The organism is Emcibacter sp., assembly GCF_048269205.1.
GTDB lineage: Bacteria > Pseudomonadota > Alphaproteobacteria > Sphingomonadales > Emcibacteraceae > Emcibacter.
On record NZ_JBLXJC010000005.1, the window covers coordinates 24,529 to 50,565 of the forward strand.

General features: G+C 54.0%; 25 protein-coding genes. 22 read left to right on the forward strand and 3 right to left on the reverse strand.

What is annotated here, in order from left to right:
- Window positions 1–17 precede the first annotated feature (17 nt).
- From ACN0YD_RS14495 to ACN0YD_RS14525, 7 genes are all read left to right on the forward strand, one after another.
- Window positions 18–1,136, forward strand: coding sequence for an acyl-CoA dehydrogenase family protein (locus tag ACN0YD_RS14495; RefSeq protein ID WP_417321057.1), 1,119 nt, complete (start codon window positions 18–20; stop codon window positions 1,134–1,136).
- Complete coding sequence (locus tag ACN0YD_RS14500; RefSeq protein WP_417321016.1) at window positions 1,133–1,918, forward strand: acyl-CoA dehydrogenase family protein; 786 nt, start codon at window positions 1,133–1,135, stop codon at window positions 1,916–1,918. The genes ACN0YD_RS14495 and ACN0YD_RS14500 overlap by 4 nt, the downstream gene beginning before the upstream one ends.
- The gene (locus ACN0YD_RS14505) at window positions 1,915–2,718 is read left to right on the forward strand and encodes an enoyl-CoA hydratase-related protein (protein WP_417321018.1); all 804 of its coding nucleotides are present in this window, start codon (window positions 1,915–1,917) and stop codon (window positions 2,716–2,718) included. Before ACN0YD_RS14500 ends, ACN0YD_RS14505 begins: the two co-directional genes overlap by 4 nt.
- 403 nt (window positions 2,719–3,121) lie before the next feature.
- Window positions 3,122–5,371, forward strand: a complete 2,250-nt coding sequence (locus ACN0YD_RS14510; RefSeq protein ID WP_417321020.1) for a TonB-dependent receptor — start codon at window positions 3,122–3,124, stop codon at window positions 5,369–5,371.
- Between the two features lie 65 nt (window positions 5,372–5,436).
- A complete protein-coding gene (locus ACN0YD_RS14515; RefSeq protein ID WP_417321022.1) occupies window positions 5,437–7,140 on the forward strand; it encodes an FAD-binding protein in 1,704 nt (567 codons plus the stop codon).
- A complete protein-coding gene (locus ACN0YD_RS14520) occupies window positions 7,118–7,621 on the forward strand; it encodes a flavin reductase family protein (protein ID WP_417321024.1) in 504 nt (167 codons plus the stop codon). The genes ACN0YD_RS14515 and ACN0YD_RS14520 overlap by 23 nt, the downstream gene beginning before the upstream one ends.
- 11 nt (window positions 7,622–7,632) lie before the next feature.
- Window positions 7,633–8,481, forward strand: coding sequence for an SDR family NAD(P)-dependent oxidoreductase (locus ACN0YD_RS14525; protein ID WP_417321026.1), 849 nt, complete (start codon window positions 7,633–7,635; stop codon window positions 8,479–8,481).
- A gap of 117 nt (window positions 8,482–8,598) precedes the next feature.
- On the opposite strand, the gene ACN0YD_RS14530 is transcribed toward ACN0YD_RS14525, so the two are convergent.
- On the reverse strand, window positions 8,599–9,381 hold the full coding sequence (locus tag ACN0YD_RS14530) for an IclR family transcriptional regulator (RefSeq protein ID WP_417321028.1): 783 nt from the start codon (window positions 9,379–9,381) through the stop codon (window positions 8,599–8,601).
- Window positions 9,382–9,576: 195 nt separating this feature from the next.
- On the opposite strand from ACN0YD_RS14530, the gene ACN0YD_RS14535 reads away from it, so the two are divergent.
- From ACN0YD_RS14535 to ACN0YD_RS14555, 5 genes are all read left to right on the forward strand, one after another.
- Entirely contained in the window at window positions 9,577–10,296 is a 720-nt protein-coding gene (locus ACN0YD_RS14535) for a 2-keto-4-pentenoate hydratase (protein ID WP_417321030.1), read from the forward strand.
- Window positions 10,297–10,311: 15 nt separating this feature from the next.
- Window positions 10,312–11,256 (forward strand): acetaldehyde dehydrogenase (acetylating), encoded by a 945-nt coding sequence (locus tag ACN0YD_RS14540; protein ID WP_417321032.1) that lies wholly within the window; start codon window positions 10,312–10,314, stop codon window positions 11,254–11,256.
- An 11-nt stretch (window positions 11,257–11,267) separates the two neighbouring features.
- Entirely contained in the window at window positions 11,268–12,293 is a 1,026-nt protein-coding gene (gene dmpG, locus ACN0YD_RS14545; protein WP_417321034.1) for a 4-hydroxy-2-oxovalerate aldolase, read from the forward strand.
- Between the two features lie 157 nt (window positions 12,294–12,450).
- Complete coding sequence (locus ACN0YD_RS14550) at window positions 12,451–12,588, forward strand: 2-oxo acid dehydrogenase subunit E2 (protein WP_417321036.1); 138 nt, start codon at window positions 12,451–12,453, stop codon at window positions 12,586–12,588.
- Window positions 12,578–12,712: a 2-oxo acid dehydrogenase subunit E2 gene (locus ACN0YD_RS14555; RefSeq protein ID WP_417321058.1), complete on the forward strand. Its 135-nt coding sequence runs from the start codon at window positions 12,578–12,580 to the stop codon at window positions 12,710–12,712. Before ACN0YD_RS14550 ends, ACN0YD_RS14555 begins: the two co-directional genes overlap by 11 nt.
- 45 nt (window positions 12,713–12,757) lie before the next feature.
- On the opposite strand, the gene ACN0YD_RS14560 is transcribed toward ACN0YD_RS14555, so the two are convergent.
- Entirely contained in the window at window positions 12,758–13,420 is a 663-nt protein-coding gene (locus ACN0YD_RS14560) for a TetR/AcrR family transcriptional regulator (RefSeq protein WP_417321038.1), read from the reverse strand.
- A 332-nt stretch (window positions 13,421–13,752) separates the two neighbouring features.
- Here ACN0YD_RS14560 and ACN0YD_RS14565 point away from each other — a divergent pair, with 332 nt between their 5' ends.
- The 6 genes from ACN0YD_RS14565 to ACN0YD_RS14590 are packed head-to-tail and all read left to right on the forward strand — an operon-like array spanning window position 13,753 to window position 20,953.
- Complete coding sequence (locus ACN0YD_RS14565) at window positions 13,753–16,044, forward strand: TonB-dependent receptor (protein ID WP_417321040.1); 2,292 nt, start codon at window positions 13,753–13,755, stop codon at window positions 16,042–16,044.
- 12 nt (window positions 16,045–16,056) lie between these two features.
- Window positions 16,057–16,674 carry a c-type cytochrome gene (locus ACN0YD_RS14570; RefSeq protein WP_417321042.1) on the forward strand — a complete coding sequence of 206 codons (618 nt, stop codon included), beginning with the start codon at window positions 16,057–16,059 and terminating at the stop codon, window positions 16,672–16,674.
- Window positions 16,658–17,584 carry a tetratricopeptide repeat protein gene (locus tag ACN0YD_RS14575; RefSeq protein WP_417321044.1) on the forward strand — a complete coding sequence of 309 codons (927 nt, stop codon included), beginning with the start codon at window positions 16,658–16,660 and terminating at the stop codon, window positions 17,582–17,584. The genes ACN0YD_RS14570 and ACN0YD_RS14575 overlap by 17 nt, the downstream gene beginning before the upstream one ends.
- Window positions 17,584–18,783 (forward strand): cytochrome-c peroxidase, encoded by a 1,200-nt coding sequence (locus ACN0YD_RS14580; protein ID WP_417321046.1) that lies wholly within the window; start codon window positions 17,584–17,586, stop codon window positions 18,781–18,783. The genes ACN0YD_RS14575 and ACN0YD_RS14580 overlap by 1 nt, the downstream gene beginning before the upstream one ends.
- Window positions 18,780–20,165 (forward strand): parallel beta-helix domain-containing protein, encoded by a 1,386-nt coding sequence (locus tag ACN0YD_RS14585; RefSeq protein ID WP_417321048.1) that lies wholly within the window; start codon window positions 18,780–18,782, stop codon window positions 20,163–20,165. The genes ACN0YD_RS14580 and ACN0YD_RS14585 overlap by 4 nt, the downstream gene beginning before the upstream one ends.
- A 26-nt stretch (window positions 20,166–20,191) precedes the next feature.
- A complete protein-coding gene (locus tag ACN0YD_RS14590; protein WP_417321049.1) occupies window positions 20,192–20,953 on the forward strand; it encodes an SDR family NAD(P)-dependent oxidoreductase in 762 nt (253 codons plus the stop codon).
- Window positions 20,954–21,010: 57 nt separating this feature from the next.
- On the opposite strand, the gene ACN0YD_RS14595 is transcribed toward ACN0YD_RS14590, so the two are convergent.
- Window positions 21,011–21,982 (reverse strand): helix-turn-helix domain-containing protein, encoded by a 972-nt coding sequence (locus ACN0YD_RS14595; RefSeq protein ID WP_417321051.1) that lies wholly within the window; start codon window positions 21,980–21,982, stop codon window positions 21,011–21,013.
- Window positions 21,983–22,325: 343 nt separating this feature from the next.
- Here ACN0YD_RS14595 and ACN0YD_RS14600 point away from each other — a divergent pair, with 343 nt between their 5' ends.
- From ACN0YD_RS14600 to ACN0YD_RS14615, 4 genes are all read left to right on the forward strand, one after another.
- Window positions 22,326–24,515 (forward strand): TonB-dependent receptor, encoded by a 2,190-nt coding sequence (locus tag ACN0YD_RS14600; protein ID WP_417321053.1) that lies wholly within the window; start codon window positions 22,326–22,328, stop codon window positions 24,513–24,515.
- A gap of 111 nt (window positions 24,516–24,626) precedes the next feature.
- Window positions 24,627–25,049 (forward strand): 2,4'-dihydroxyacetophenone dioxygenase family protein, encoded by a 423-nt coding sequence (locus ACN0YD_RS14605; protein WP_417321054.1) that lies wholly within the window; start codon window positions 24,627–24,629, stop codon window positions 25,047–25,049.
- Entirely contained in the window at window positions 25,042–25,848 is an 807-nt protein-coding gene (locus ACN0YD_RS14610; RefSeq protein ID WP_417321055.1) for an SDR family NAD(P)-dependent oxidoreductase, read from the forward strand. The genes ACN0YD_RS14605 and ACN0YD_RS14610 overlap by 8 nt, the downstream gene beginning before the upstream one ends.
- 12 nt (window positions 25,849–25,860) lie before the next feature.
- Window positions 25,861–26,037, forward strand: a 177-nt coding sequence (locus ACN0YD_RS14615) for an acetyl-coenzyme A synthetase N-terminal domain-containing protein (RefSeq protein WP_417321060.1), incomplete at its 3' end; no start/stop codon positions are given.

Here is a 26,037-nt window from a genome sequence, read left to right on the forward strand (position 1 = left end):
AGCTGTCTCCGGTTTTGATGCCGGCTTACACAGAAGATTTGAGAGCAGAAGTGCGGGCTTTTCTTGACCGGGAGATGACTGAGATAACGCCGGTTGATCGGGCAAAAAGCTGGGCGGCCTGTGATCCGGAATTCAGCCGCAAGCTGGGCGCGCAGGGATGGATCGGGATGACCTGGCCCAAGGAATATGGGGGGCAGGCGCGCCCGGCCATCGACCGTTATGTGGTGATGGAAGAACTGCTCGCGGCAGGTGCCCCGGTGGGTGCCCACTGGATCGCCGACCGGCAAAGTGGGCCGCTTATCCAGAATTACGGTTCCGACGTCGCAAAGGCGGCTTTTCTGCAGGGCATTACCAAAGGCGAGATCTTTTTTTGTATCGGGATGAGCGAACCCAATGCGGGGTCGGATCTTGCTGCTATCGAAACCTCGGCGGAACGGTCCGATGGGGGATGGATTGTGAATGGCGCCAAGCTCTGGACCACCAATATTAGTGATGCCCATCAAATGATTGCGCTGGTGCGCACAGATCGTTCGCGTGAAACCCGGCATGATGGCATGAGCCAGTTGATCATAGATCTTCAGGCACCCGGTGTGACACGCCGGACAATTGAAGATCATCAGTCGGAACGCCATTTCGGTGAAGTCTATTTCGATGATGTCTTTGTACCCGATGACATGCTGATCGGCGAAGCGGGACAGGGCTGGACACAGGTCATCGAAGAACTCGCGCTGGAGCGAAGCGGACCTGAGCGATACCTTAGTAGCTACCGCCTCTATGAAGAGCTTGTCCAGGCTCATAAGGGGGGCACCGACACGGTGATTGAAAATCTCGTTGGGGAACTGACCGCGAGGCTTTGGAATCTGCGTCAAATGTCATTGTCAGTTTATGAAAGCGTTGGGGCCAAGGAGAGCCCTGATATCGAAGCGGCAATCGTCAAGGATCTTGGCACGACATTTGAACAGGATCTGCCACTAATGGTTCAGGCCGGGATCGAGCAGAGAGACAGGCATGCAACTGGATCGGATTTGATTGATGTTATGGAGTATCTCCTGCGCTTTTCTCCCATTTTTTCACTACGTGGCGGGACGCGCGAGATCCTGCGCGGCATCATTGCAAGAGAAATTGGACTGAGATGAACGACTATATTGAAATTCTGGTACACAGCGTCAATCGCCTGTATGGCGACATTTCTGATGGTCCTGAAAAACCCGGAAATTGGCAACTCATAGAGGAACTGGGCATCCTCAACCTGTTCCTGCCAGAAGACTTGGGTGGTATGGACGGCGGGTGGCAGGAGGCTTCCGTCATTTTGCGTCTTAGTGGCTACCACGCCATTCCTTTGCCCGTTGGTGAAACCATGATCGCCCGCAAAATGGCTCACGAAGCCGGGATTGAAATCCCCTCCGGTCCACTGAACCTGAACGACTTTGTGACTGGCGATATGCTGATGAAATACGGTGCTTATCTGCGCACATGTCAGATCTCGGGCGCTATTCTCGCCTGCCTGGAGAAAACTGTGGAATATACCCGTGATCGCAAACAGTTCGGACGTCAACTGAGCAAGTTCCAGGCGATACAGCATCAGCTGGCTTTACTGACAGAAGAAGCTGCTGCTGTTGCGAGCGCTTCTGCCGCTGCGGCCGTCGCCCTGGACAGGTCGGACGGCAATTTCGAGGTTTCCTGTGCAAAACTGCGCGCCAATCAAGCCGCCGGTTTGGTGGCAGGAATCTCTCACCAGCTCCATGGGGCGATAGGTATTACCAAAGAATTTGGCCTTTATCATCATACCCAGCGCCTTTGGGCGTGGCGGGCCGAATTTGGCAACAACAGATACTGGGCTCAAAGGATCGGCAAACACATCCTCGGGCACAGTGACAATAGTGCCTGGGCTTTAATAACTTCACGAGGTAACCAATGACAACGCTTCCTGCACTCGAAGAATCAGCTCTGACATTTAATGACGGAGTCGCCATTCTACGTTTCGAACGAGACGATGTGCGCAATGCGCTTACAGGGACAGCACTGGCTGCCGAAATCACGTCCGTTTGTGAATGGGTCAATATCAATAATGAAGTCGGAACACTGGTATTAACCGGCAATGGATCCGCGTTTTCATCGGGCGGCAATGTCTTCGATATCCATGAAAAGAGAGGGATGTTTGGTGGCTCACCCGCAGAGATTCAGGAGGCTTACCGTTTTGGAATCCAGCGTATGGCACGGGCGATGTACGATATCGAAGTGCCAACAATTGCCGCGATTAACGGTGCCGCCATTGGCGCCGGGTTTGACCTTACCTGCATGTGCGACATTCGCATTGCTTCAGATACTGCAAAGTTGGGTGAAACCTTTGTGAATCTAGGGATCGTGCCGGGCGATGGCGGGGCTTGGTTTTTACCGCGCGTAGCAGGGTTGCAGCGAGCGGCCGAACTCACTTTTTCCGGTCGAATTATTGATGCAGCCGAAGCGCAGGATATCGGCATACTTATGGAAGTCTGTCCGGCAGAAGAACTCATGACCCGATGTGAGGAGCTTGCACGGCAATTTGCCTCCAAACCACGCCACGCCCTGAGAGTCTCAAAGAGACTTCTGCGTGCCGGACAGCGAATGGCGCTTCCAGATTTCCTCGACTATTGCGCCAGCCTGCAGAGTGTTTGTCACACTTCCGAAGAACACCGGGAAGCGGTTAGGTCGATGGTAGAAAATATGCGGGCGCGATAGGAAGTGCCAGCCCGATACTTATCATGTCAGAAAGCCGAAAGAGAACAAGAAATAAAAGTATGAGATATAGGTAATTCATTCTAAACATCAATGAGATAGGAAAAATCATATGACAGTGTGCGCGAGCTGTTATACCCCTGTCCAAAGTAAACTGTGAGTTGAACGCGAGTGGAATGCGAGGGGTGTTATGTTAATACTGAGAGCAGAAAAATATAGGGATACGGTTTCAGGATTTCATCGAAAATCCAAAAATAAAATTGGCTAACAATAGAAAATCATTCGCTCCGGGAGGGGCGCTCATTCAGGGAGAAATACAATGAAGGGGTACAAATGCGCACTTTTACAATCAGTGGCTATTTCAGTGTTGGCAGGCATTGCAGCGCCTGCCGGTGCGGAAGAGATTATGCAAATTGAAGAAATTATTGTTAAGGCCCAGAAGCGCGATCAATCTATTCAGGACGTGCCGATCTCCATTCAGGTGGTTGGGGGTCAGGATTTGCAGGACCGCCAAATTTCCGACACAGAATCTCTGGCCAGTTATCTGCCGAACGTTATGGTGTCCAAGGACTCAGTTGCCAACAATATCTATGTTCGTGGTGTGGGGTCCGGATCCAACTCCGGCTTTGAACAGGCGGTCGCGACTTTTGTTGACGGCATCTATCATGGCCGGTCACGTTATGCTCAGTCAACGCTTGTCGACATCGCCCAGATCGAGGTTTTGCGCGGGCCGCAGACCATTTATTTCGGCAATAACGCCATCGGCGGCGCTTTCAGCGTAACCACCAGGAAGCCGGACCTCGCAGAATGGGACGGTTATATTCAGGCGGCTTATGAGTTTGAAGGCGACGAAACAACAGTTGAGGGTGCCGCCGGCGGCCCGCTGGTCGAAGACAGGCTGGCCATTCGTCTTGCCGGGCGCTACTCCAGCTTGGAGGGCTACGTCCAGAATCTGGGCACGGGACAGACCGATCCCAATATAGAGGATTTCTTCTTCAGGGGATCATCTCTGCTTAAACTCTCGGATGAATGGCAGGCGACCTTCAAGGTAGAGGTCGGTGATCAGGACTCCAGAGGGTCTTTCTCGACGGAGTTGTTCGGCTGCCCGCCACCAGCGCCGTTTTCCGCTGCGACGACTTTCTCGTGTGGTTATGCGCTTGCCGTTGGTGAAGAAGCTGAACTGGATTATCGCCGGTCCTCATCGCCCGGTGAACAGGGCTCAATAAATGCGGAGGAATATGCCTTCACGATCGAGCGTGATAACTCCGAGGGACCCGGCATCTTCCTGCAGGCCGCCCGTTCGCAGCAGGACTTCCTGCTGGCGGCGGACACGGACAGCGTTTCAGCGGAATTTTTTGCCTTCAACACCTCGGAAGATTTTACTCAGGATTCAGTTGAGTTGCGAGTGATGTCGCGCTTTGATTCCGAGATAGAATGGATCCTGGGGGCCTACTATCTTGATTCCGACACCCGGGTTGATACCACGCTGAATTTCCCGTTTGCCACAGCTCTTCTCGGGGGGCCGTTATCGGTTTTGGCCCCATATGCACCGCTGTCCGGCGACCTTCAGCATGATCAAACTGAAAAGGCTTACTCGGCATTCGGGTCAATAACCTATCCCTTCAATGACAAGCTATCCGCCACTGTGGGGCTGCGCTATACCAAGTCGAAAAAGACCGGCACCCAGTCTGCTACAAATACGACCTCGAATGATCCCTTTGGTTTGTCCGTGACTCCGCTGCCGGCGGCACTGCAGCCTGTCGCTGCTTTCCTGACGGGCTTTGTCGACCATACAACTTCCGGTACTGTGGAGGATGATGACTTTCTGCCCTCATTCTCGGTGCAATATAAGGCCAACGACAATATTTCGCTTTATACGAAGTTCAGTGAAGGCTTTAAGGCCGGTGGTTTTGACACTCTGGAGTTAACGGATGTTCCGGATCGCTATACGTTTGAGCCCGAAACCGTTGTGTCCTACGAGGCTGGCCTCAAGTCCTATTGGTTTGACAGAACACTGTCCTTCAATCTTGCTGTCTTCTACAGCGATTATGATGACCTGCAACAGTCGATTACTCAGTTTACAGAAACGTCAGCTTTCGTAACTATTGATAATGTTGGGGGATTGCGTACGCAGGGGATTGAAGCCGACCTGCTGTGGCGGGCCAGTGATAATTTCGAGATTGGTGGTAACTTTGCACTTCTGGATGCTGAATACAGGGATTATGCCAACGCCGGTTGTACAGTGCTTCAGGCTTACGAGGCCGATCTGGCCGGGCAAATCGGCTGCGCGCAGGATCTGACCGGTAAAGCGCCGCCTTTCGCACCGACATACTCAGGAAATATCCGGGTGGGGTACAATCGCGAAATCGGTGACAGCTTTGAACTCACCGCAGAGTCCATACTGTCCTTCTCAGGTGCTTATGACGTGATTGGCGACAAGGACCCGAACACGCGGCAGGGCGCATGGCAGAAAATCGATGTGCGTGTTGGCCTCAGTAATGTGGATCAGGGATGGAATCTGGCCGTAGTGGGCAAGAACCTCACCAACGAAAAAGTGATTGGTGCTGCCAACGACGTGGTTGCCTCGGCCGGCTCCTATTCTGTTCAACTTGCGCGGGGCCGCACAGTAGCTGTTCAGGCGAGCTATCGGTTCTAGTCAGTATCCAGGCGGCGATCAGTGATCGCCGCCTGTAATCGTTTGAAACCAATCGAGGTGCTTTTATGAATAGCGATGACCCTGACTGGAACTCTCGTGTTGAGGCTCCCATAGTTCTTGATGGCAGTGAGTCAATCGAATGGGACGATGTCGCAGATGTGATCATCGTCGGTCTCGGTGGAGCCGGCGTCTGTGCAGCTCTTGAGGCGTTGGATCGTGGCGCGTCGGTGATTGCCATAGACAGGTTTGACGGAGGTGGCGCCACCAGAATGTCCGGAGGCGTCTATTATGCAGGCGGTGGCACGCCTTTCCAGAATGAAGCCGGGGTCGAAGACAGTGCCGGAGAAATGTACAAATATCTGAAGCTGGAAGTAGGGGACGCAGTTCAGGACGGAACGCTGCGTGATTTTTGCGAGACCAGTTCAGAGAGTGTCGAATGGCTTGCCAGACACGGCGTAAGGTTCAACAGCACATTATCGCCCAAAAAAACATCTTATCCCGCCAGCGGACATTTTCTCTACCATTCCGGTAATGAAGCGCAGGCGGCTTACGCGGCCAAGGCGAAGCCTGCGCAACGCGGTCACCGCACTTTAGGGGAGGGCTTGACGGGCCATCGATTTTTCGACCCCCTTTTTGACGCGGCAATGAAAATGGGATTGAAGCTTTATAGCTATAGTGAGGGCCGGCGGTTTATTCTGTCGGAAGACGGCGAGATTCTGGGGATCAAGATCCAGCATGTCCCGGAAAAATCCCCGGCCGCCACGAAACTCAGAAGAATAACCAGAAAATTTGCCAGATCAACAACACTTCTGTTCCCGAAGATCGCAGAAAAACTGGTGCGACAGGCGAATGCCATCTCTGAGCATGAGGGGGCCGAGAAATTCATTAAGATCAATAAAGCCGCCATCCTTTCTGCGGGAGGATATATTCATAACCGCAAAATGGTAACGCAATATGCCCCGGAATTTTCCGGGGCCATCCCCCTGGGAAGTATTGGCTGTGACGGATCGGGGATTCGTCTGGGTCAGACTGTGGGGGCAAAGGTCGGGTGTATGGAGAATATTTCCGCATGGCGGATTATCCAGCCACCGGCGGCGCTGGCGACGGGTATCATTGTCGACGGAAAAGGCGAACGTTTTATCGCGGAAGATTGCTATGGCGGCACGATTGGCCATCAAATCGCCCGGCACCATGAGGGCAGGGCCTTTATCATCCTTGATGCGGATTTGCGAAAGCGGGCATTTTTCCAGGCATTGCCGGGTCGAGGCAAACTGTTCCGTCTGCAGGGCGCCCCTGCTTTAATGGGATTGTTTCTGAGCTCTAAAAAAGCAGGATCGCTCGATGAGCTCGCCCAAAAGTGCGGCATGGATCCTGCCAGGCTCACGGACTCAGTCAATCATTACAATAAGAGCTCGGAGGGGGCTGAGGATGCAAAATTTCCAAAGCATCCTGACTTCACCAGCATGCTTCTGAAGCCTCCGTTTTACGCCATCGATATCTCGATAGGCAACCGGCGCTATCTTTGCCCGTCTATCTCACTTGGGGGAATTGTCGTCGACGAGGAAACCGGTCAGGCGCTTGACGAGGGGGGGAAGCTGATCCCGAAACTTTATGCGGCCGGGAAAAATGCAAAAGGGTTGTCGTCTTATCGCTATGTCAGTGGTCTCTCATTGGCGGATTGTGTCTATTCCGGCCGTATAGCCGGTCGGCACGCTGCTTCCAATATTTCCAGTCAGAAAGAAAAATATGTCTCAGCCCGCAACCCGTGAATTTCGTGACGCACTTGGCAAGTTTGCGACTGGTGTTACCGTTATAACGACGACGTCAGAGAAGGGGGAGCCGGTCGGGGTTACTGCAAGTAGTTTTAACTCTGTTTCACTCGATCCTCCTTTGGTTCTCTGGTCACTGGCGAAATCTGCTGCCTCCATGCGAGCCTATGAGAAATCGGGCGGTTTTAATGTTCATATCCTGGCGGCGGATCAAGAGGCAATTTCCAACCAGTTTGCCCGTCCGGGTGACGACAAGTTCAGGGGTGTTGACTGGAAGCCCTGCGACAGGGGTTATCCCATACTGCCTGAATATGCCGCCCTGTTTCGCTGCGAAACCCAATATCAGTATGAAGGCGGGGATCACCTGATTTTTGTGGGGAAAGTGATAGAATATGAGACCCGTAATGCGCCGGTCCTGGTCTTTCATCAAGGAGCCTATGTCGACATAAGGAGCAGAAAAAAGGCGGAGGGTAAGCTTTAATGGAGAGAATAATGCAAGACTTTGAAGGGAAGCTGGCTGTAATTACGGGTGCTGCAAGCGGCATTGGCAAGGGGTTGGCAGAAAAGGCAGCTTGCCTGGGGATGAATTTAGTGCTGGCTGATGTGGATCAGGCGGGCCTGGACCAACTCAGGCAGGACCTGGTCGCGGCCCATGATGCTGCTGTGGAGGTGCGCCTCACAGATGTTTCTGACCCTGAAGAGGTCAAAGCATTGGCTGACCTCGCCTTTGACCGTTTTGGTTCTGTAGATCTGTTGTTCAACAACGCCGGGGTGATGATCAACGGTATGAGCTGGGAAAATGACCTGAGGGACTGGAACTGGGTGATGGGCGTGAATCTGAATGGTGTCGTCAACGGGATTAAAAGTTTCCTGCCGCGCATGATGACACAGGGCACTCAGGCCAGGATTCTCAATACGGGGTCCATCTCCGGCTTTCTCTCTTCACCGGCCATCTCCATTTATTCCGCCAGCAAACACGCCGTGGTCAGCCTGAGTGAGAGTTTGAAGTTTGAACTGGAACTGGCCCGGTCAAAGGTTGGTGTTTCGGTTATTTGCCCGGGTGCCGTGGCGACACAGATTGCCGATGCGGACCGCAACCGGCCCGAGAATGAGAGACCGTTGGAAGACACAGAGAAAAAGGCCATGAAGGATCAGTTGCGGCAGGGACTTCTCGCTGTCGGAATGGATCCTGCAAAGGTGGCGAATATTGTTTTCGACGCGATAGGCAAAGATAAATTCTGGATATTCACTCATCCCGAATATTTGACGCGGATCCGTGAAGAAGCTGAAGCTGTCGCAAGGCAGGAAAACCCGGTCTATCAGCCTTTGGTGGACATGTAGTATACAGGACCAAAAAGGGGAGGTTTATTCAGCGTATGTTGTCAGGGAATCGACGATCTCTTCCTTTTTTCGATAACCATTATGCAAAATCTTATTTGTGTCTCTGGCATCAGGCGGTCACACGCTTGGGGTGGGGCTGGTTTTTCCGACCCCTTTTCCGTAAAGGGATTTTGTCAGTTGTTTCGCGGAATCGTCGAGGAAATCCAGTATCCGCTGTTTCTCGCGACGAAAAAAAATCTCATCGCGACATGTGGCGGACAAGGCTGCAATGACTTCTCCTTTCAATCCCCGCACCGGAACCGCAAGACAAAAAATATTTGCTTCCATTTCTCCATCATCAACTGCGTAGCCATTTGAGCGGATATCCCGGAGAGCCCGGCGCAGCTTATGCGGTTGAGTAATGGTGTGATTGGTCAGGGGCGGGAAGGGGCCCGCCTCCAGATAAGTTTCGATAGCGGTTTCCGGCAGTTCTGACAGCAACAGCTTGCCGATACCGGTGCAATAGGCCTCCAGTTGTTCGTTCTCTCGGGTAAAGACCTCCTGTCCCTGGGGTTCGGATTTGGCGAGATAGGTGATCATTTCCTGTTCATAAACGCCAAGCTGGGCGACCAGATTAAGCGTACGTGTAATTTTGTCCAGAATCGGTCGCGCTGCTGAAGACAGCAGTTCATGCAGACGATGCTGGTCGAGGAGGGCCACAAGTGCGGTGCCGGGACCCAGAAGGCCATTTTTTGTCCGATGGACCAGTCCCTGCTGCTCCATCACCGCCAGGTGGCGATAAACCGTAGCCAGGGGCAATGACAGAATTTCCGCAATTTCCCGTGCGTCCAGGGGGGTTCTGCGGTCAACAGCCAGAGTGAAAATCGCGAAGGTTTTTTCCACGGTTTTAGTGCCAGACATATATCACCTCTTATTCAGATATTCCCACAATATGAGAATATTGATTGTGAGGCAAGTTGTCTGATGGCTTCACTTACATATAATAAGCTCCAACAGTATCAGGGAACAGGTTTTGGAAAGCAGACAATGAATAAAGAGAAATTTAGGCAGGCAGCTGACCTTATCCTCGAAGCATACAGGACTGGAGAATATTGTATGCCGGTTCGTGAGCTTATCGGGGAGACAATTGAAGCAGGTTATGCTGTCCAATCCATCGTCACAGAGCGCTGGCTTCAGGAAGGACGGCGGCTGTGTGGTCGGAAAATAGGCCTGACGTCCGAGGCGGTGCAAAAGCAGCTTGGTGTCGATCAACCCGACTTCGGGGTGTTGATGGCCGACATGGAATATGCGGACGGATCGGAAATTCCCCTTTCTGTCATGCACCAGGCAAAGGCGGAAGCTGAACTGGCGATTGTGCTCAAGTCCGATCTGAAACACAAAGAACCCTCTTATGAAGACCTTATCGAGGCCATAGACCATATCATGCCGGCCATTGAAATTGTCGGCAGCCGAATCCGGGACTGGAATATCCATCTCTCAGATACGGTAGCGGATAATGCCTCCAGCGGTCTTTATGTGCTGGGCGCGCCGGTTCATGACTGGCGGAAAATTGATCTTGCCGCAGCCGCGATGGTGATGACGCGAAACGGTGAAACTGTGTCGGAAGGGGTCGGGGCCGCCTGTCTTGGCCATCCGCTCAATGCAGCGCTATGGCTTGCAAATACCTGTGCCAGGTTCGGCACTGGTCTCAAAGCCGGAGATATCGTACTCACTGGCGCCATGGGGCCGATGGTGCCGATTTCCCCCGGTGACAGATTTGAAGCATCAATTGAAAATGTCGGCTCCGTTCAATTTACGGTCGGTCCGGATCAATAAACAGGGGTTGGAAATATGTCTGAGTATAAAAAAACTAAAGTTGCCATTCTTGGGTCCGGTAACATCGGTACTGATCTGATGATCAAAATCATTCGTACCAGCGATGTGCTGGAGATGGGTGTGATGGTTGGAGTTGATGCGGCTTCCGATGGGCTTGCCCGTGCGGAACGTATGGGGGTTGCCACGACGGCCGAAGGAATCGACGGTCTGGTGAAAATGCCGGAATGGAAAGATGTCCAGATCGTGTTTGATGCCACCTCGGCTTATGCCCATAAAAATCATGATAAGATTTGTCGGGCTGCCGGCAAGATCCTGGTCGATCTTACACCCGCAGCGATTGGCCCCTATACGGTGCCGGTGGTCAATATGGAAGCCCATCTCAACGAACCCAACGTCAATATGGTGACATGCGGCGGCCAGGCGACCATTCCGGTCGTGTCTGCTGTAAGTCGTGTGGCAAAAGTATATTACGCCGAGATCGTGGCCAGTATCTCTTCCCGTTCGGCGGGCCCCGGCACCCGGGCCAATATCGATGAGTTCACTGAAACCACAAGCCGCGCCATCGAAAAAGTCGGCGGGGCGGGCAAGGGTAAGGCTATTATTGTCCTTAATCCGGCGGAACCGCCACTACTGATGCGGGATACGGTTTTTACCCTGTCGGAAACGGCTGATGAAGCGGAGGTGGAAGCTTCCATTGAAGAAATGGTCAAGCAGGTGCAGAGCTATGTGCCGGGTTACCGGCTCAAGCAAAAAGTGCAGTTTGAGCGTTTCGGCGCCAATAATCCGCTGAAGATCCCGGGGTACGGGGAATTCGAGGGATTGAAAACGTCCGTTTTTCTTGAAGTGGAAGGGGCAGCCCATTATCTGCCGGCCTATGCGGGCAATCTCGATATCATGACATCAGCGGCGCTCGGAACGGCAGAAAGAATCGCCCGGCTGAAGTTTAACAAAGCTGCCTGAGGAGCAAAACCATGACAGATAAAAAACTCTATATCCAGGATGTAACCCTTCGGGACGGTATGCACGCCATCCGTCATATGTATAGCGTTGACCATGTGCGTGAAATTGCCAGGGCCCTGGAAGAGGCCGGTGTCGATGCCATCGAAGTGGCGCATGGTGACGGCCTGACGGGCTCCAGCTTTAACTATGGTTTCGGCGCCCATACGGACTGGGAGTGGATTGAGGCCGTGGCGGATGTTTTGGACAGGGCCGTGCTGACAACCCTTCTTCTGCCGGGAATTGGCACCCGGGAAGACCTCAAGCGGGCCTTTAACCTCGGTGTGCGCTCTGTGCGCGTTGCCACTCACTGTACCGAGGCGGATGTCTCGAAACAGCATATCGGCGCCGCCCGGGACATGGGCATGGACACGGTCGGGTTTCTGATGATGAGTCATATGATCGAGCCGGAGGTGCTGGCCGAACAGGCCAAGCTGATGGAAGACTACGGTGCAACCACGGTTTATGTGGTGGACAGTGGCGGGGCCCAGAATATGGATGATGTCGCGGCCCGCCTGAAGGCCTTTGACAGGGTTCTGAAACCGGAAACGGAGCGCGGAATCCACGCCCATCATAACCTCAGCCTGGGTGTCGCCAACTCAATTGTAGCGGTACAAAACGGGGCAATTCGTGTGGATGCCTCGCTGGCAGGCATGGGGGCCGGCGCCGGTAATGCGCCGCTGGAAGTTTTTGTCGCTGCCGCTGAGCGTATGGGCTGGAACCATGGCTGTGATGTCTTCAAGCTGATGGATGCTGCGGAAAATCTTGTGCGTCCACTGCAGGATCGTCCAGTACGGGTAGACCGGGAAACCTTGTCTCTTGGATATGCCGGGGTTTACAGTTCCTTTTTGCGGCACGCGGAAACGGCGGCGGAAAATTACGGTCTGGACGTGCGGGAAATCCTTGTGGAACTGGGACGTCGCAAAATGGTTGGCGGGCAGGAGGACATGATTGTCGATGTCGCCCTTGACCTGCTGAAACAAAAGGAAACTGCCGCCTGAGTGGATGTTTTCAGTAAAAAGTAGGTCAGAAAATGCGCACTATTTGCGCATTTCTTCTTCTAACTTATTGGAGAAATAGGATTTTCCGGTTCCTCTCGGCCGCACCAATATCCTTTCCCATTCATTCCTAAACCGCAGAAAGCTGACTGTGCCGGAAATGACTGGTGGTAGTTTCACCGTCAGCAACCTGGGGCTCAGGCGTATCCATTATTTTACACCGATCCTGAACAAGGCCTCAGGTTGCTATTCTTGGCATCGGCCAGGTTCAGCGAAAACCGGCGGTTCTGGAGAATGACGAACTTGCGATCCGGCCGGTGATGGGGCTGTCCCTGACCACGGATCACAGGGTTGTGGACGGCGATCCCTCCGGGGAATTCCTGACCAGGCTGTGTGACAAGATTGAGAAAATCAGGGTCTGAACCGGGGGTTCATCCACCGTGATTAATAAATGGCATCTGGCTCAGCTATGACGCTGGGCTGGATTTGGGCGGAAGCGCTGGAGGCAGATAATTGGAAAGATAGCTGATCATGCCCCGCCGGGCTTCCAGGTTATATTGATCGGTGATCAGGCCGTGAGCGCGGACGCTGATGGCCCAGATGGCATCGGCAATTTCAATCATAATCAGAAATTTGGTTTCAATATCTTCAATCGGCGGAAGCTCGAAATGCTGACGAAAGGTTTCTATGGCCTGGCCCGCCAGCTGCTCGTTATAACTTTTGTCTGTGGCGTAGATATCGGTCGTCCGATAGGAACCGATGATCAGCGGCGCCGCATAGGGGATATCGCGGTAAAATTTTTGCCCCACGCGGGTCATGGTTTCGATGATGTCCTGCCACTGGCGGATTGTGGCTTTGGACATTTCCTTGTCGTAATAGGGTTGAACCCGGTCGATAAAACTTTGCGCCAGGGCGAATAGAATGGCCTCACGGGAGGGGAAAAATTGATAAACCGAACTTGGGGGCACCTCCGCCTTGTCAGCAACCGCATGGGCGGTTACCCCGGGGGCACCTTCATCTTTCAGCAGCTCTTCCGCGGCGGCCAGTATTCGGGCCACTCGTTCCTGGCTGCGTTTCTGAACAGGCTTTTTGGGTGTATGTAGTCCGGCCTGAGCTCCACTGTTGGGCATTCTGTTCCCCGTTCGATTCATATGTCAGCATTTCATTATCTTCTTAGAACATTATGGCAGGCAGGGAAACCGGAATCGGGAGATTTCGGCTGATGATCCAAGCATAAATATAACAAAAATCATAAAAAAGTTATTTTTCAGAGAAGTCTGTAAGTTGTATTTGTCCCAGAAAACCCAGCAAAAACAAACGTTTGAAAATTATTTGTGAAAATGATAGGGGCCGATGAAAAATCACGCTTGCTATAAAATATGATATTTGTCACATTTATAGGGAAAAGGGTGAATATAAGATGAGTATTTCTGTCCACGGGAGGATGCAAATGAAGACTCGCATGCAAAGAATCTTAACCGGTGTTTTATTTTCAACAGTTTCGGCCGGCGCCTTGCCGGTCTGGGGACAGGAGCAGTCCCTGTCCGATGACGGCGCTTTCCTCATCGAGGAAATCACGGTTACGGCCAGCAGGCGCAGCGAAAGCCTGCAGGACGTGCCGATTGCCGTTACCGCTTTCACAGGCGATACCCTGGCCGAGCAACGTGTCCAGACGGTCATGGATATGGCGCATCAGGTGCCTGGTCTGCAGATCAAGACCGGGGCGGGATCTGTTAACCCGACCATCTTTATCCGCGGGATTGGTTTCAACGATTTTAATGCCAACTCCACAGGCGCGGTTGCGGTTTATGTGGACGAGGTTTATCTGGGCTCTCCGGCGGGACAGCTTTTCCAGTTCTTCGATCTGGAGCGGGTTGAGGTCCTGCGTGGCCCCCAGGGGACGCTATATGGGCGGAATACGACCGGCGGCGCGATCAATGTCTACAGTCGCAGACCGGGAGATGCCTGGGAAGGGCAGGCCAGCCTGACCTATGGCCGGTTTAACGAAGTCGGGCTGGAAGCCGGTATCGGTGGCCCGGTGGTGGAGGACAGGCTCGGCATTCGCATCGCAGGTGTTTTCAACCAGCGGGACGGTATAACCCTGAACCGGCTGACGGGTGAAAAGGTCAATGATGTCGACAACTGGGCCGCTAGGGCAATTGTGGAATTCACCCCGACTGAAGATCTGGAAATCCTGCTCAACATCAATGGTGGTCAAAGCCGGGCCGATGCCAAACATTTCCAGCATCGTGGCATGTTACCGGTATCTGCCGAGTTTGCCGATGCCAGTGGCCTGTGCGCACCGGCCTATTTCAATTCGGCAAACTGTACCGATATTTTCGGCTATAGCGATACCGACGGCGATCTGTACGCCGGGGATTACAGTCTTGATGGCAAAGAGCCGGTTGATGTTTTCGGGGTCAGTGGGACGGTCAAATGGGACCTTGGCGCTGTAGAGCTGACTTCCATTTCCGCCTATGTAGATACGGCCCGTGAAACGCTTGAGGATACAGACAGCGGACCAGCAAGTCTGGCAGAAGGTCTTTATCAGGCCGATTATTGGCAGTTCAGTCAGGAAATTCGCCTGGCGTCCAGCGGTGGAGAGGATCTCGACTGGATGGTCGGCGGGTATTATTACAAGGACAATATCGAGAGCGACAGCTATTTTGACCTGTTGCGTGATCTCAGGCCTCTGTTTATGGAACCTGCCAATCCGACTGGCCTGTCGCCGGAGAATTTTGTCTTTCTGGCCCGTTACGGTTACGAACAGGAAGTTCGCACGGCTGCGATCTTTGGCCAGTTCGACTACCGGGCGACAGACAAAATTACACTGCATCTGGGACTGCGCTATACGGATGAGGAGCGCTCGATCAATTACAGCACCAGCTTCGATGAATCCGTGTTGGATGGCCTTGATCTTGCGATACCGTCAGATCCGCGCTTCCCCTATATCAACACCACAAGTTTTGACGACCTTTCCGGCAGCATCGGTGTTGATTATCAGGTCAACGATGATGTGTTGACTTACGCAAAAGTCAGCAAGGGGGTGAAAAGTGGTGGATTTTCAGGTGGTCTTGCTTTCCAGATCGAGGAGGTCGAACCCTTCGATGATGAAGAACTGATCGCTTATGAGGTGGGGATCAAGTCCGACCTCTTCGACAGAAGAATGCGCCTGAATATGGCGGCCTTCTATTATGACTACAGCAATCTGCAGGTGTTCACACTGGTGAACCGGGGCGGGGTGCCGGTTCAGGTGCTGACTAACGCATCCGATGCGCGTGTTTACGGGATGGAAGCTGAACTGCAGGCCCGGCCGCTCGAGGGCTTCGACCTGTCGTTGGGGCTCAGTCTGCTTAACAGCGAATATCGCGACTTCATGACACAGGGCGGTGAGGATTATTCCGGCAACCGTCTGCCGGCGGCACCAGAAGCCTCATTCAACGGGGCGGCCTCTTATGAAATGCCGCTTGAAGGCATGGGTAGCCTGCTCATCGGGGCCGATTTCTCCTATCAGTCCAAAATCTATCTGGAGACCAGCAATGCCGAACGGCTGAGTCAGGACGGCTACTGGCTGGTCAATGGCCGGGTCGGTTTCCGTTCCGAGGACGAGGCCTGGGAGTTGACCCTTTGGGCGAGGAATATATTCGGCAAGCGTTATCTGATAGATGTATTTGACGTGACGGACTTCGGTTTCGATCAGATGAACTATGCCGATCCCGGCACCTATGGCCTGACTCTCAGCCTCAGTTACTAAGGAGTGTTGGTCGTGAAGAGGACCGGAGTTCTGATCTTCCTGATGGCAAAGGTGTGTCTGGGGACTGCCTTTGCCGCCGATCCCGCCGCCTTGTTTGAGGAAACCTGCGCCGCCTGCCACGGCGCAAAGGGGGAGGGGGATGTGAGCCAGAACGCGCCGGCCATCGCCGGACAGTATCACTGGTATATCTCCAGTCAGCTGGAAAGTTTCCGGAGCGGGGTGCGCGGAGCCGATCCGGACAGGGATGAGGACGGCGCCATGATGCGCAGCATCGCCGAAGGACTGGAGGAAGCGGATATTGCGCCACTGGCAGCCTATGTGGCCTCCCTGCCGGTGAGCGAAAACAAGAGCGAAGTGGTCCAGGGTAATGCCGGACTGGGCGGGGGCTATTATGAAATTTGCGCCGCCTGCCACGGGGTGGGGGGCGAAGGCAATGCTGAACTTCAGGCGCCGAACCTCCGCATTCTGTCGGGCTGGTACCTGAAAAGTCAAATGCAGAAATTCCTTTCCGGTGCGCGGGGAGGGCCCGGGGACACGGACCTGGGACAACAGATGAAATCCATGGTGGAGGTATTACCCGATGAAACTGCAATGCAGGATGTTGTGGCCTATATTGGCACGTTGCGCTAGGGCGGCGGTTCTTCCGGCTTTCCTGATTGGGGCGGCCCTGCCGACCTACGCCGACTGTCCCGTGCCGGACAAACTGGAAGACAAGATCGCCAAAGCGGGAAGTCTGTCCGTGGAGACCCATAGTCTTTCCAACATGGAATGTGCCGCCACGCTGGCCCTGGCAGCGGCGGAAGCTGCGCCAGAAAACCTTGAAGTGCAGGGCCTGGCGCTCGGCATCACCGCTCAGGCAATGGACCTGATGGGATCAATTAAACGCGAAGACCTGATGGGAACGGATACCCATTTAATCGGCCGGATCAACACTCTTGCGGGCAGGGCGCTGGTGGTGGCTGATAATTCTCTGGCGAAAGCGCCGGGCAGTCCGGATTTCAAGCTGCTAAAGGCGCTTGTCGTCGTTATTGCGGCTCCTTGGGGCGAAGTGGAACAGTCGGTGGAAAGCACCCGCCAGGCCATGGCCTTGCTGGAGGAGGTGATAACAGCAGCCCCAGACACCATGGGCGGTCTGGCGCAGACGGTGCTGGGCCGGATCTATTTCGAACTGCCGCCGATCCTTGGTGGCGATGTGCTGAAATCCATCTCCCTGCTGGAGGATGCCCTGGAGCGCAATCCGCACAATATCCAGACCCTGCGCTATCTGGCGGAATCCTATGACCAGGAGATGGAGGAGGCGAAGGCTGTGGAAACCTTGACGGCAATGATGGCTATTGAGCCCGGTCCTGGTGAGTACCAGCTTGTGGCTGATGAACTGAGGCTCGGGCGCGGGCTGGCTGGTCGTCTGCATGCGGCCGGTCTGGTGAAGAAGCTCGAGGAGAAACGTCAGGCGCTGTTGAAGGCTCATCCGGAGTTGATGACCCGCCAGAGCATGGCGATCGGTGGCCACGGCGGGGATCATCCTCTCAAGGAAAACTGATGCTCTCAAGATTCTGGTGGCCGGTCGGGACAAGTCTGGGGGTGATCCTTCTCATCCTGATGACGGATATCCTGTTGTCAGAAGCGGAAGAGGGCTTCACCCTTACTGTCTCCTGCCCACCCGGATTTGAACATACTGCCGACAACCGTTGCCTGCTGCGATCGCTATACCAGCAGTATGCCGCGCCAAAGGGATTTGGTGGCCTACGCGCACCGTTGCCAGATGTCAGGGATGGCTTTTCCCCGCAGGAGATCGATCTCGGCCGTTATCTATTCTTTGATCCGGTCCTCTCAGGAGATCAAGCCAAGTCCTGTGCAAGCTGCCACCAGCCGGACAAGGGCTTTGCAGACGGGCTCGGCCGAAGCATCGGCAAGGACGGGAAAGTGCTCGCCCGCGGGGCTCCATCGCTCTGGAACGTCGCGTTCTTGAAAAGGCTGTTCTGGGATGGCCGTGCTGCAAGCCTTGAAGAGCAGGCAGCAGGCCCGCTGCTGTCGCCTGATGAAATGGCGGCAACGCCGGAGGGGGTCGAGGAACGGCTCAACGGCAACGCCGCCTATCGCAGGTTGTTTGTGGAGGTCTACCCTGAAACGGCGAGCGCTGGGATCAGTTTTGTCGATGTAACCCGGGCGATTGTGGCGTTTGAAGCCTCGCTGGTTTCCCTCAACAGCCGGTATGACCGTTACGCCCATGGTGACCAGTCGGCACTGGATGAGAAGGAAATCGCCGGGCACAATATTTTCCGCTCCTTTGTCACCCGTTGCTCCCAGTGCCACACGCCGCCACTGTTTACCAGCGACGAACTTGCCGTGATCGGTAGTCCGGAGCCTGAGGGAGTGAATTTTGATCCAGGTGCCGAAATCCCGGAAGGAAATCCGGCCATGAGAGGCGCCTTCAAGGTGCCGGGTCTGCGCAATATTGCCCTCACGGCCCCTTATATGCATTCCGGCCGCTTTGGAACCCTGAAAGAGGTGATCGAGTTTTACAACAAGGGCCGCGGCAATGCGGTGCCGCCCGGGGAACAGCTCAATATCCACTGGCATATTACGGATTTTAACCTGTCAGCGGAGGAAGTTGATGCATTGGTCGCCTTCCTTGCCACACTGACTGATGAAAGCATGATGCCGGAAATTCCTGTCCGCGTGCCATCCGGACTTCCGGTTACCGAGATGAGAACCCATCAATCTGGAGAACGTCCATGAGAACTGTTGTAAATATACTTCTGGCTTTCGGAATGCTGCTTTATGCAGCATCGGCTGGTGCCGAGACACTGACCGTCAGGGACGGTGGCTCTATCCAGGACGCCGTGCGTAAGGCCAAACCCGGTGATGTGATCCAGGTTTATCCCGGTACCTACCGGGAGACTGTGTTTATCGACAAGGATGAGATCCATCTGTTAGGCGTGGTGGAAAAGCGGAAATGGCCGGTTCTGGACGGGGAAGACAAGCTTAATGACGGGGTGCTGGTGTCCGGTCACGGTGTCACCATCGAACGTCTGCATGTGCGCCGCTACAAGGGTAACGGCGTCATGACCCAGGGCGGAAATAACTTCAAGATCATCGGTAATATCGTTGAAGGGGCAGGGGTTTACGGTATTTTCCCGCAGTTCGGCAAGAACGGCCTGGTGTCCCATAACACCATTTGGGGGATCGAGGATGCGGCCATTTATGTGGGCATGTGTGACAATGTGGATATCGTCCATAACGAGACCTTTGGCAGCGTCATGGGCATCGAGGGGGAGAACTCCCATAATATCCTGATCGAGAATAACTATGTCCATAATAATTCTGCCGGGGTGATGCTGTCGCTGGTGCCTTCGCTGCCGGTCAAGACCTCGTCCGGGATGATTGTGCGCAACAATTTCATCGTCAATAACAACCTCAAAAACTTTGCGCCGGAAGGGGCCATTGCCGCCGGGGTGCCGGCCGGAACCGGTGTATTCATCTTCGCGACCGATGACATCGTCATCGAAGGCAATCTGATCAAGAATAACGATAGCGTCGGTGTCATGGCGGCAGACCATAGCTTCATCGGCGGTGTGCCTGATCCGGAAATGGACCCGCGCCCGGACAAAATCCGTGTGCTGAACAATATGTTCGTGGACAACGGGAAGGCGCCGAAAGAAGCCGTTGCCGGGCTTCTGAAAATGGCGGGCATCGAAACCGGTCCCGATATCCTGGCTACCGGCAAGGGGCGCAAAAACTGCATGAGCGATCCTGAAAGCCTCAACCATGTCGGCACCGAACGCTGGCAGCTCTGTGAAAAGGGCGAGACCAGCCTGCAGGTGGCAAGCATGCAGACTGCGGAACCGGTGGCCAATCCGCCGTTGACCCTGGAGCAGAAGGGCAGGCTCACTTATCTCGCGGTCTGCACCGGCTGTCATGCCTATTCCCGTCGCATCGTCGGTCCGCCGATGGTGGCGATCAGGGCGCTCTATCGCGGTAAGCCGGAAAAAATGGCGGCCTGGATTGCCGCCCCGACCCGCAAACGTCATGACTATCCGGAAATGCCGCCGCAGAATTATCTGTCGCCGGAAGTGCGTCTGGAGGTTTCCCGCTATATTCTGGAAGAATTGAAGAACTGAGCTTTTCAAGCTGAAAGGAACGAAACATGTTTTCGGTTGAAGGAAAAACGGCATTCATCACCGGCGGTACCTCCGGCATCGGCCTGGCTGTGGCGGAAAGATTCGTGAGACAGGGGGCCAAGGTATTTATTGCCGGACGGCGTGACGCCGGGGATCTGGCTGCCGGGATCGGCGCTACGGCGGTTCAGCTTGATGTGGCAAATGGTGACCTGTTCGCCCATGTGCTGGATGTGGTGGAGGAGGATGTTGGCAAGATCCATATCCTGATCAATAATGCCGGCATGGAAAATGTCGGCCAGACCCTGGTGGAACAGGCCATCTCGGAACTGGATCCGGCAGTGGATGTGAACCTGAAGGGGGTCGTGCACGGTCTCAAATACGGTCCCGCCCATATGGCGGACGGCGGCTCCATCATCAATACTTCCTCGCTGGCGGCAAATATCGGTCTGCCCACTTATGGTTTTTATGCTGCGACCAAGGCGGCAGTCCTGAGCCTGACCCGGACGGCGGCGCTGGAGCTAGCCCCCCGAAACATCCGGGTCAATGCGGTTTGCCCCGGCAGTATCCGCACGGCCATGCTGCCGGATGATCACCCGGAAGTGAAACTGACAGAGACCTTGTGCCCCATGGGCAGGATCGGAGAAACCGATGATCTGCTGGGGCTCTACCAGTTCCTGGCCTCCGGGGCATCGGCTTATATCTCCGGTCAGGCGATCAATGTGGATGGCGGGGTTTCCGCCGGGTTCGGGTATGGCGTTCTGGGACTGGCGGAGACGGCGGTCTCATAGCAGCCAATAGGCTACTAAAGACCAAGTAAAAAATAGACAATTTTCAGCCTTAACGTGTCAGATTTTTTGAAAGCCTCTCGGGGAAAGCCCGAATTCTTCCTTGAAGCTTTTACTGAAGTGGCTGAGGTCGTTAAATCCCCATTTATAGGCAATTTCCGTGATTGATAAACCTGTCGTCCTTGCCATGGCGAGGTCTTCGCGGCATTTGTGCAGACGGCATTTCTTGATCCAGGCGCTAACCGTCGTGTCTTCCTCACGGAACAGGATATGAAGATATCGGGTGCTGATCCCCATATCTGCTGCGATCCGGGAGGGGGTAAGGTCAAAGTCCTTCAGGTTTTTAACAATATAATTTTTGATGCGCCCCAGGGTCATTCGCTTACTGGTGGACTGAAAAGTTTCCGTTTCACCAGTAAGTGCTGTGGCAAGAATCTGCAGTGTCGGCCGCATCAGCGAGGTCAGGTGAGTTTCATCCAGGCTCCACATTTCTTCATGAAGCGACATGATGTGACGCCCAAGCAACGCGCCGATGCCGCTGGACCCCGATATTACGGTTCCGGCATAATCATGGGCCTGCGGAAAAATGCTGGCCAGGGCGGTTTCCGGTATAATCAATGTTGTCTTTTCAATTTTTTCGGGCACTTCAAATGACATGCTTTGGGTGCTATCCCACAGCAGGATGTCTTTCTCCTGCAGGTAAATGTCATTCTGTCCGGCGGTGATGAGTTCACGGCCTTTGCGCAGCAAAAGGATGCTGAAATAGGCTTCATCGGTATTGGCGATTTCAGTTGCTCTGCGGAATCCGGTAAGCTTGTCGCAGGCGCACTGGACCAGCTTATAGCCACAGAAAGACCTGATGCTCAGGCTTGCATTAAAGTCCGGTTTGCTGTTTTTCTCTATGGTCCAGGGAAGATGGGATGCCCTAAGCATCTCCGTCCATTCATCAAAATGATCCCTGTTGATATCAGGCCGGGTGGACCAGAAACGCAGGTCCTGTTCTCTCCGGGAATTATACTCGACTACAGTCATATGAAACATCCCTGATTTAATTGTTATATTTTTGGAAAGTATCTATGGGAATTGCCGAAAAAGCAAGAAAACGGCTAATTTCTGGGAAAATAATGCAAATAGTTCCTTCTCGGCCAAGATAACTTCCTCCTCAGCCAACTCCTTGCTCTTTGCTTCCCTCCAAAAACAAGTGAATAGAGACTCCGGCTGCACTGTCACACAAAAGCGCCTTCGTTACACACCAAGTATCTTGCCGGTCATCCTGCTATCAACTCCACATAATTAACAAGTGGAGGTAACAGTGGATTCAATAAGAAAATTTAAATCAGCCCTGCTGGGCAGTGTCGTGATGGGAAGTTGTTCGATGATCTCGCACGGATATGCCTCGGAGACTGATACGGGAGGAAGTGACGCATTCACCATGGAAGAGATTCTGATTACTGCACAGCGCAGGACAACGGATCTGCAGACAACCGCTTCGGCTATTTCGGCGCTGGGCGGCGAGGCGCTGGAAGATAGGTCTATCACGGACGTCGAGGGGCTCGGGCAATTCAACCCGAGCATGGATGTCTCCCTCTATCAGGGTGAAGCCCAGGTCTATATCCGCGGCATTGGCTATTCCGGCATTATCGGCGGGACCGACAGTTCAACGGCCCTGCATGTGGACGGGGTCTATATGTCCCGGTCTTCTGCCGCTGTGCCAGGGTTTTTCGATCTTGACCGGGTCGAGGTGGTACGCGGCCCGCAGGGGACCCTCTATGGCCGGAACGCCACATCGGGCTCGATTAACCTGATCCCGAAAAAACCGACCGAGGAATTTTCTCTCGAAGGATCTTTCACCGTCGGGAACTATGATCATTACAAGGCTTTCGGGGCCGTGAGTGGACCGCTGGCCGGCGACAAGCTGTTGGCGCGACTGGCGGTCCAGAAGGAAAATCACGCCGGTTATACCACCTTTATCCGTCCGGTATCCGATCCCCTTGGTCTTGGCCCGGTTAAAGGCGAAGGGGAATCCAAGGATGATTTTGTCACCCGTCTGACCATCGAGGCCCGGCCAAGTGACGATCTGACCGTCACACTGACCGGCGATTATTACAAGGCAGATGACACCCAATCCGTCTGGCTTTATCTGGACCGCGGTACCGCGACTAATCCTTTCTTCCGCGATTATGTATCTGCTGAAGGCGGCACCCTGCCGGAAGAACGCTCCCGGACTCTGGGCTCCGATCTGGAGCATGTCAACAAGCCGGAAATCTGGGGATTGACTGCCCATGTGGATTACAGTCTCGGTGACTACAGCCTGGCGTCTATTACCGCCTATAAAGAAACCCACCCTCTGAACCGCAATGACCTGGATACCTCTGCGGCCTTCGGGGTGGATCAGCTCAGGGAAGAGGATCATCGACAGTTCAGTCAGGAGCTGCAGTTGAGTTCTCCCTCTGACGGTGATCTGACCTGGATTGTCGGGCTTTATTATTTCACCGAAGACAACGATGTTCGCAACGAATATTTTCTGCCCTTTGCCGATGAACAGTTCGGTCTGACGTCCGATCCGGCATGTTGTAATCTGAAACTGAACGGTACGGCGGAAACCGAAGCTTTTGCTGTCTTTGGTGAAGCCACCTATAGTCTCTCTGATCGGCTCGATCTGGTTCTTGGTGGTCGTTACAGCACGGAAAAACGCGGTGGCCGGAATGCGGTAGTGTTTGAAAATTTCATCCCCGGCTTGCTGGATAATGTGGCGGACCTGGAGGATGAAACCTTCAACAGCTTCACACCCAAAGTGGGGCTTAACTTTGCCGTCAATGACGAAGTGTTCCTGTATGGATCTGTCTCCAAGGGGTTCAAGAGTGGCGGCTATAATATCGGCAGTTACCAGAATACCCCCTTCGATCCCGAGGAGATCTGGGCCTATGAGGCAGGGATCAAGGCCGATCTGTTCGACCAACGCCTCCGCATGAATGCTGCGCTGTTTTATTATGACTATACGGACCTGCAAATCCAGGACGTGGAAAATAACAACACCATCGTGCGTAATGCGGCCAATGCGGAAATCATGGGGGTAGAGCTTGAGGGGGTCTGGCTGGTCAGTGAAGCTTTCCAGATTGATTTCGGCTTTGCCTGGTTGGACGCCCAGTTCAAGGATGCCCTGCTGACGGATCCGAAAAACCCTTCTGCCGGCATTCAGAACCTGGACGGATATAGCTTGCCCCGGGCACCCGAACTCAAGGTTATCCTGGGGGCGGAATATCGCGTCGAGCTTGCGGACGGTGACAGCATAACCCTGCGCGGTGACTGGGCCTGGAAGGATGATGTGTATTTCTCCGCCTTTAATGTGGATGCACTCAAGCAGGACGCCTATCACTGGCTGAAGGCACGGGCCACTTATGCGACAGCTGACGGTCAATGGAAGATATCTGCCTATATCGACAATATTGCCGATGAGGCGGTGGCCACTAACGGCACATTTAACGGAGACATAATTGATTCAACGGCTACAGGTAACCTGGCACCGCCAAGAACCTACGGTCTTGAAGTGAAGTTCGTTTACTGATGCCGGAACCGGCTGCCTGTTCCCAAGGGGCAGCCGGTATTTTTTTGAAGACACAAAGGCCGGTAAAATTGAGGAAGGCCTGTTCAGGCGACCGGTCTGCAGGAGAGTAAAATGACAAAAGAAGTAGTGGATGATATACTGTTGAAAACTGGCGATCTGCCATGGGTGCCCATGGTTGAGGGGATTGATTTCCGCTTACTCAGGACCTGTGACAGGACAGGGGCCTGGACAGTGATTTTCCGTTGTCAGGCGGGAAGCTGCTTTCCGTTGCATCGGCATTTGGGTGCGGGCGAATATCTGGTGATCAAAGGACGCATGGTCTATCGGGCCGGGGAGGCGGTGACTGGCGATTACGGATATGAACCCCTTGATGCTATCCATGAACTGACCAGTTTTCCCGAGTATACAGAACTATATTTCACCAACTTCGGACCTGTGCTTTTTCTGGACGAAGAGGGAGAAATAGTCTCGGTGCTGGACCATCAGGCAGTTCGGGAAATATATGAAACAACCCAGGATAATCAAAATGGATAGACTGAAAGATAAAATTGCCCTTGTTACAGGAGCGGGACAGGGTATTGGTCAGGCCATTGCCCGTGCCATGGCCGCCCAGGGCGCCTTCGTTTATGTCACGGATATGAATGAAGATACGGCGGTCAAGACGACAGAGGCGATTGTCGGTGCCGGTGGAGAGGCCGTGGTGAATCAACTCAACGTCGTGGAGCCTTCTGATTGGGAAAAGATGGCCGATATCGTCAACTCCGGGCATGGCCGTCTGGATATCCTGGTCAATAACGCCGGTGTGGAGCTGGTCAAGCCGATAGAGCAGATATCTCTTGAGGACTGGCGCTGGGTGCAATCTATCAATGTGGAAGGCTGTTTTCTTGGCTGTAAAACCATGCTCGAACTTATGAAGGAAAGCGGACGACGTGTTCCCCAGGGGGCGGCCATCGTCAATCTGTCATCGGTCGCCGGTATTATCGCGTTTAACAACCAACTGGCATACAACACCTCCAAGGGGGCGGTGCGGCAGATGACCAAAGGGCTGGCCATCGAATTTGCCGAAAACGGATACAACATCCGCGCCAACTCCATCCATCCGGGCTGTATCGACACCCAGATGCTCCAGGAAGTTTTCGAACTCTGGGCCAGGGATAACATCATGAGCAGTGATACCGCGGAAATTTCCCGGCAGATGGCGGCGCTTCATCCGCTTGGCCGGATGGGTACGCCGGAAGATATCGCCAATGGTGCCGTTTATCTCGCCTCCAATGAAGCCGGTTTTGTCACCGGTGCGGAACTGGTGATTGATGGCGGCTGGATTGCGCGGTGAGTGGAAAAACGCATGTCTGATTACGAACAATTACTTTCTTCCTGGCGATCTGCACCTGAAGATTTCTGGCGTGATGCGGCGGGTGAGCTTGAGTGGGAGGTCTCTCCCACAGAGATCCTGCATCGTGAGGGTGACAGCTACCGCTGGTTTGCGGACGGACGCCTGAGCGCCTGTCATAACCTGATCGAC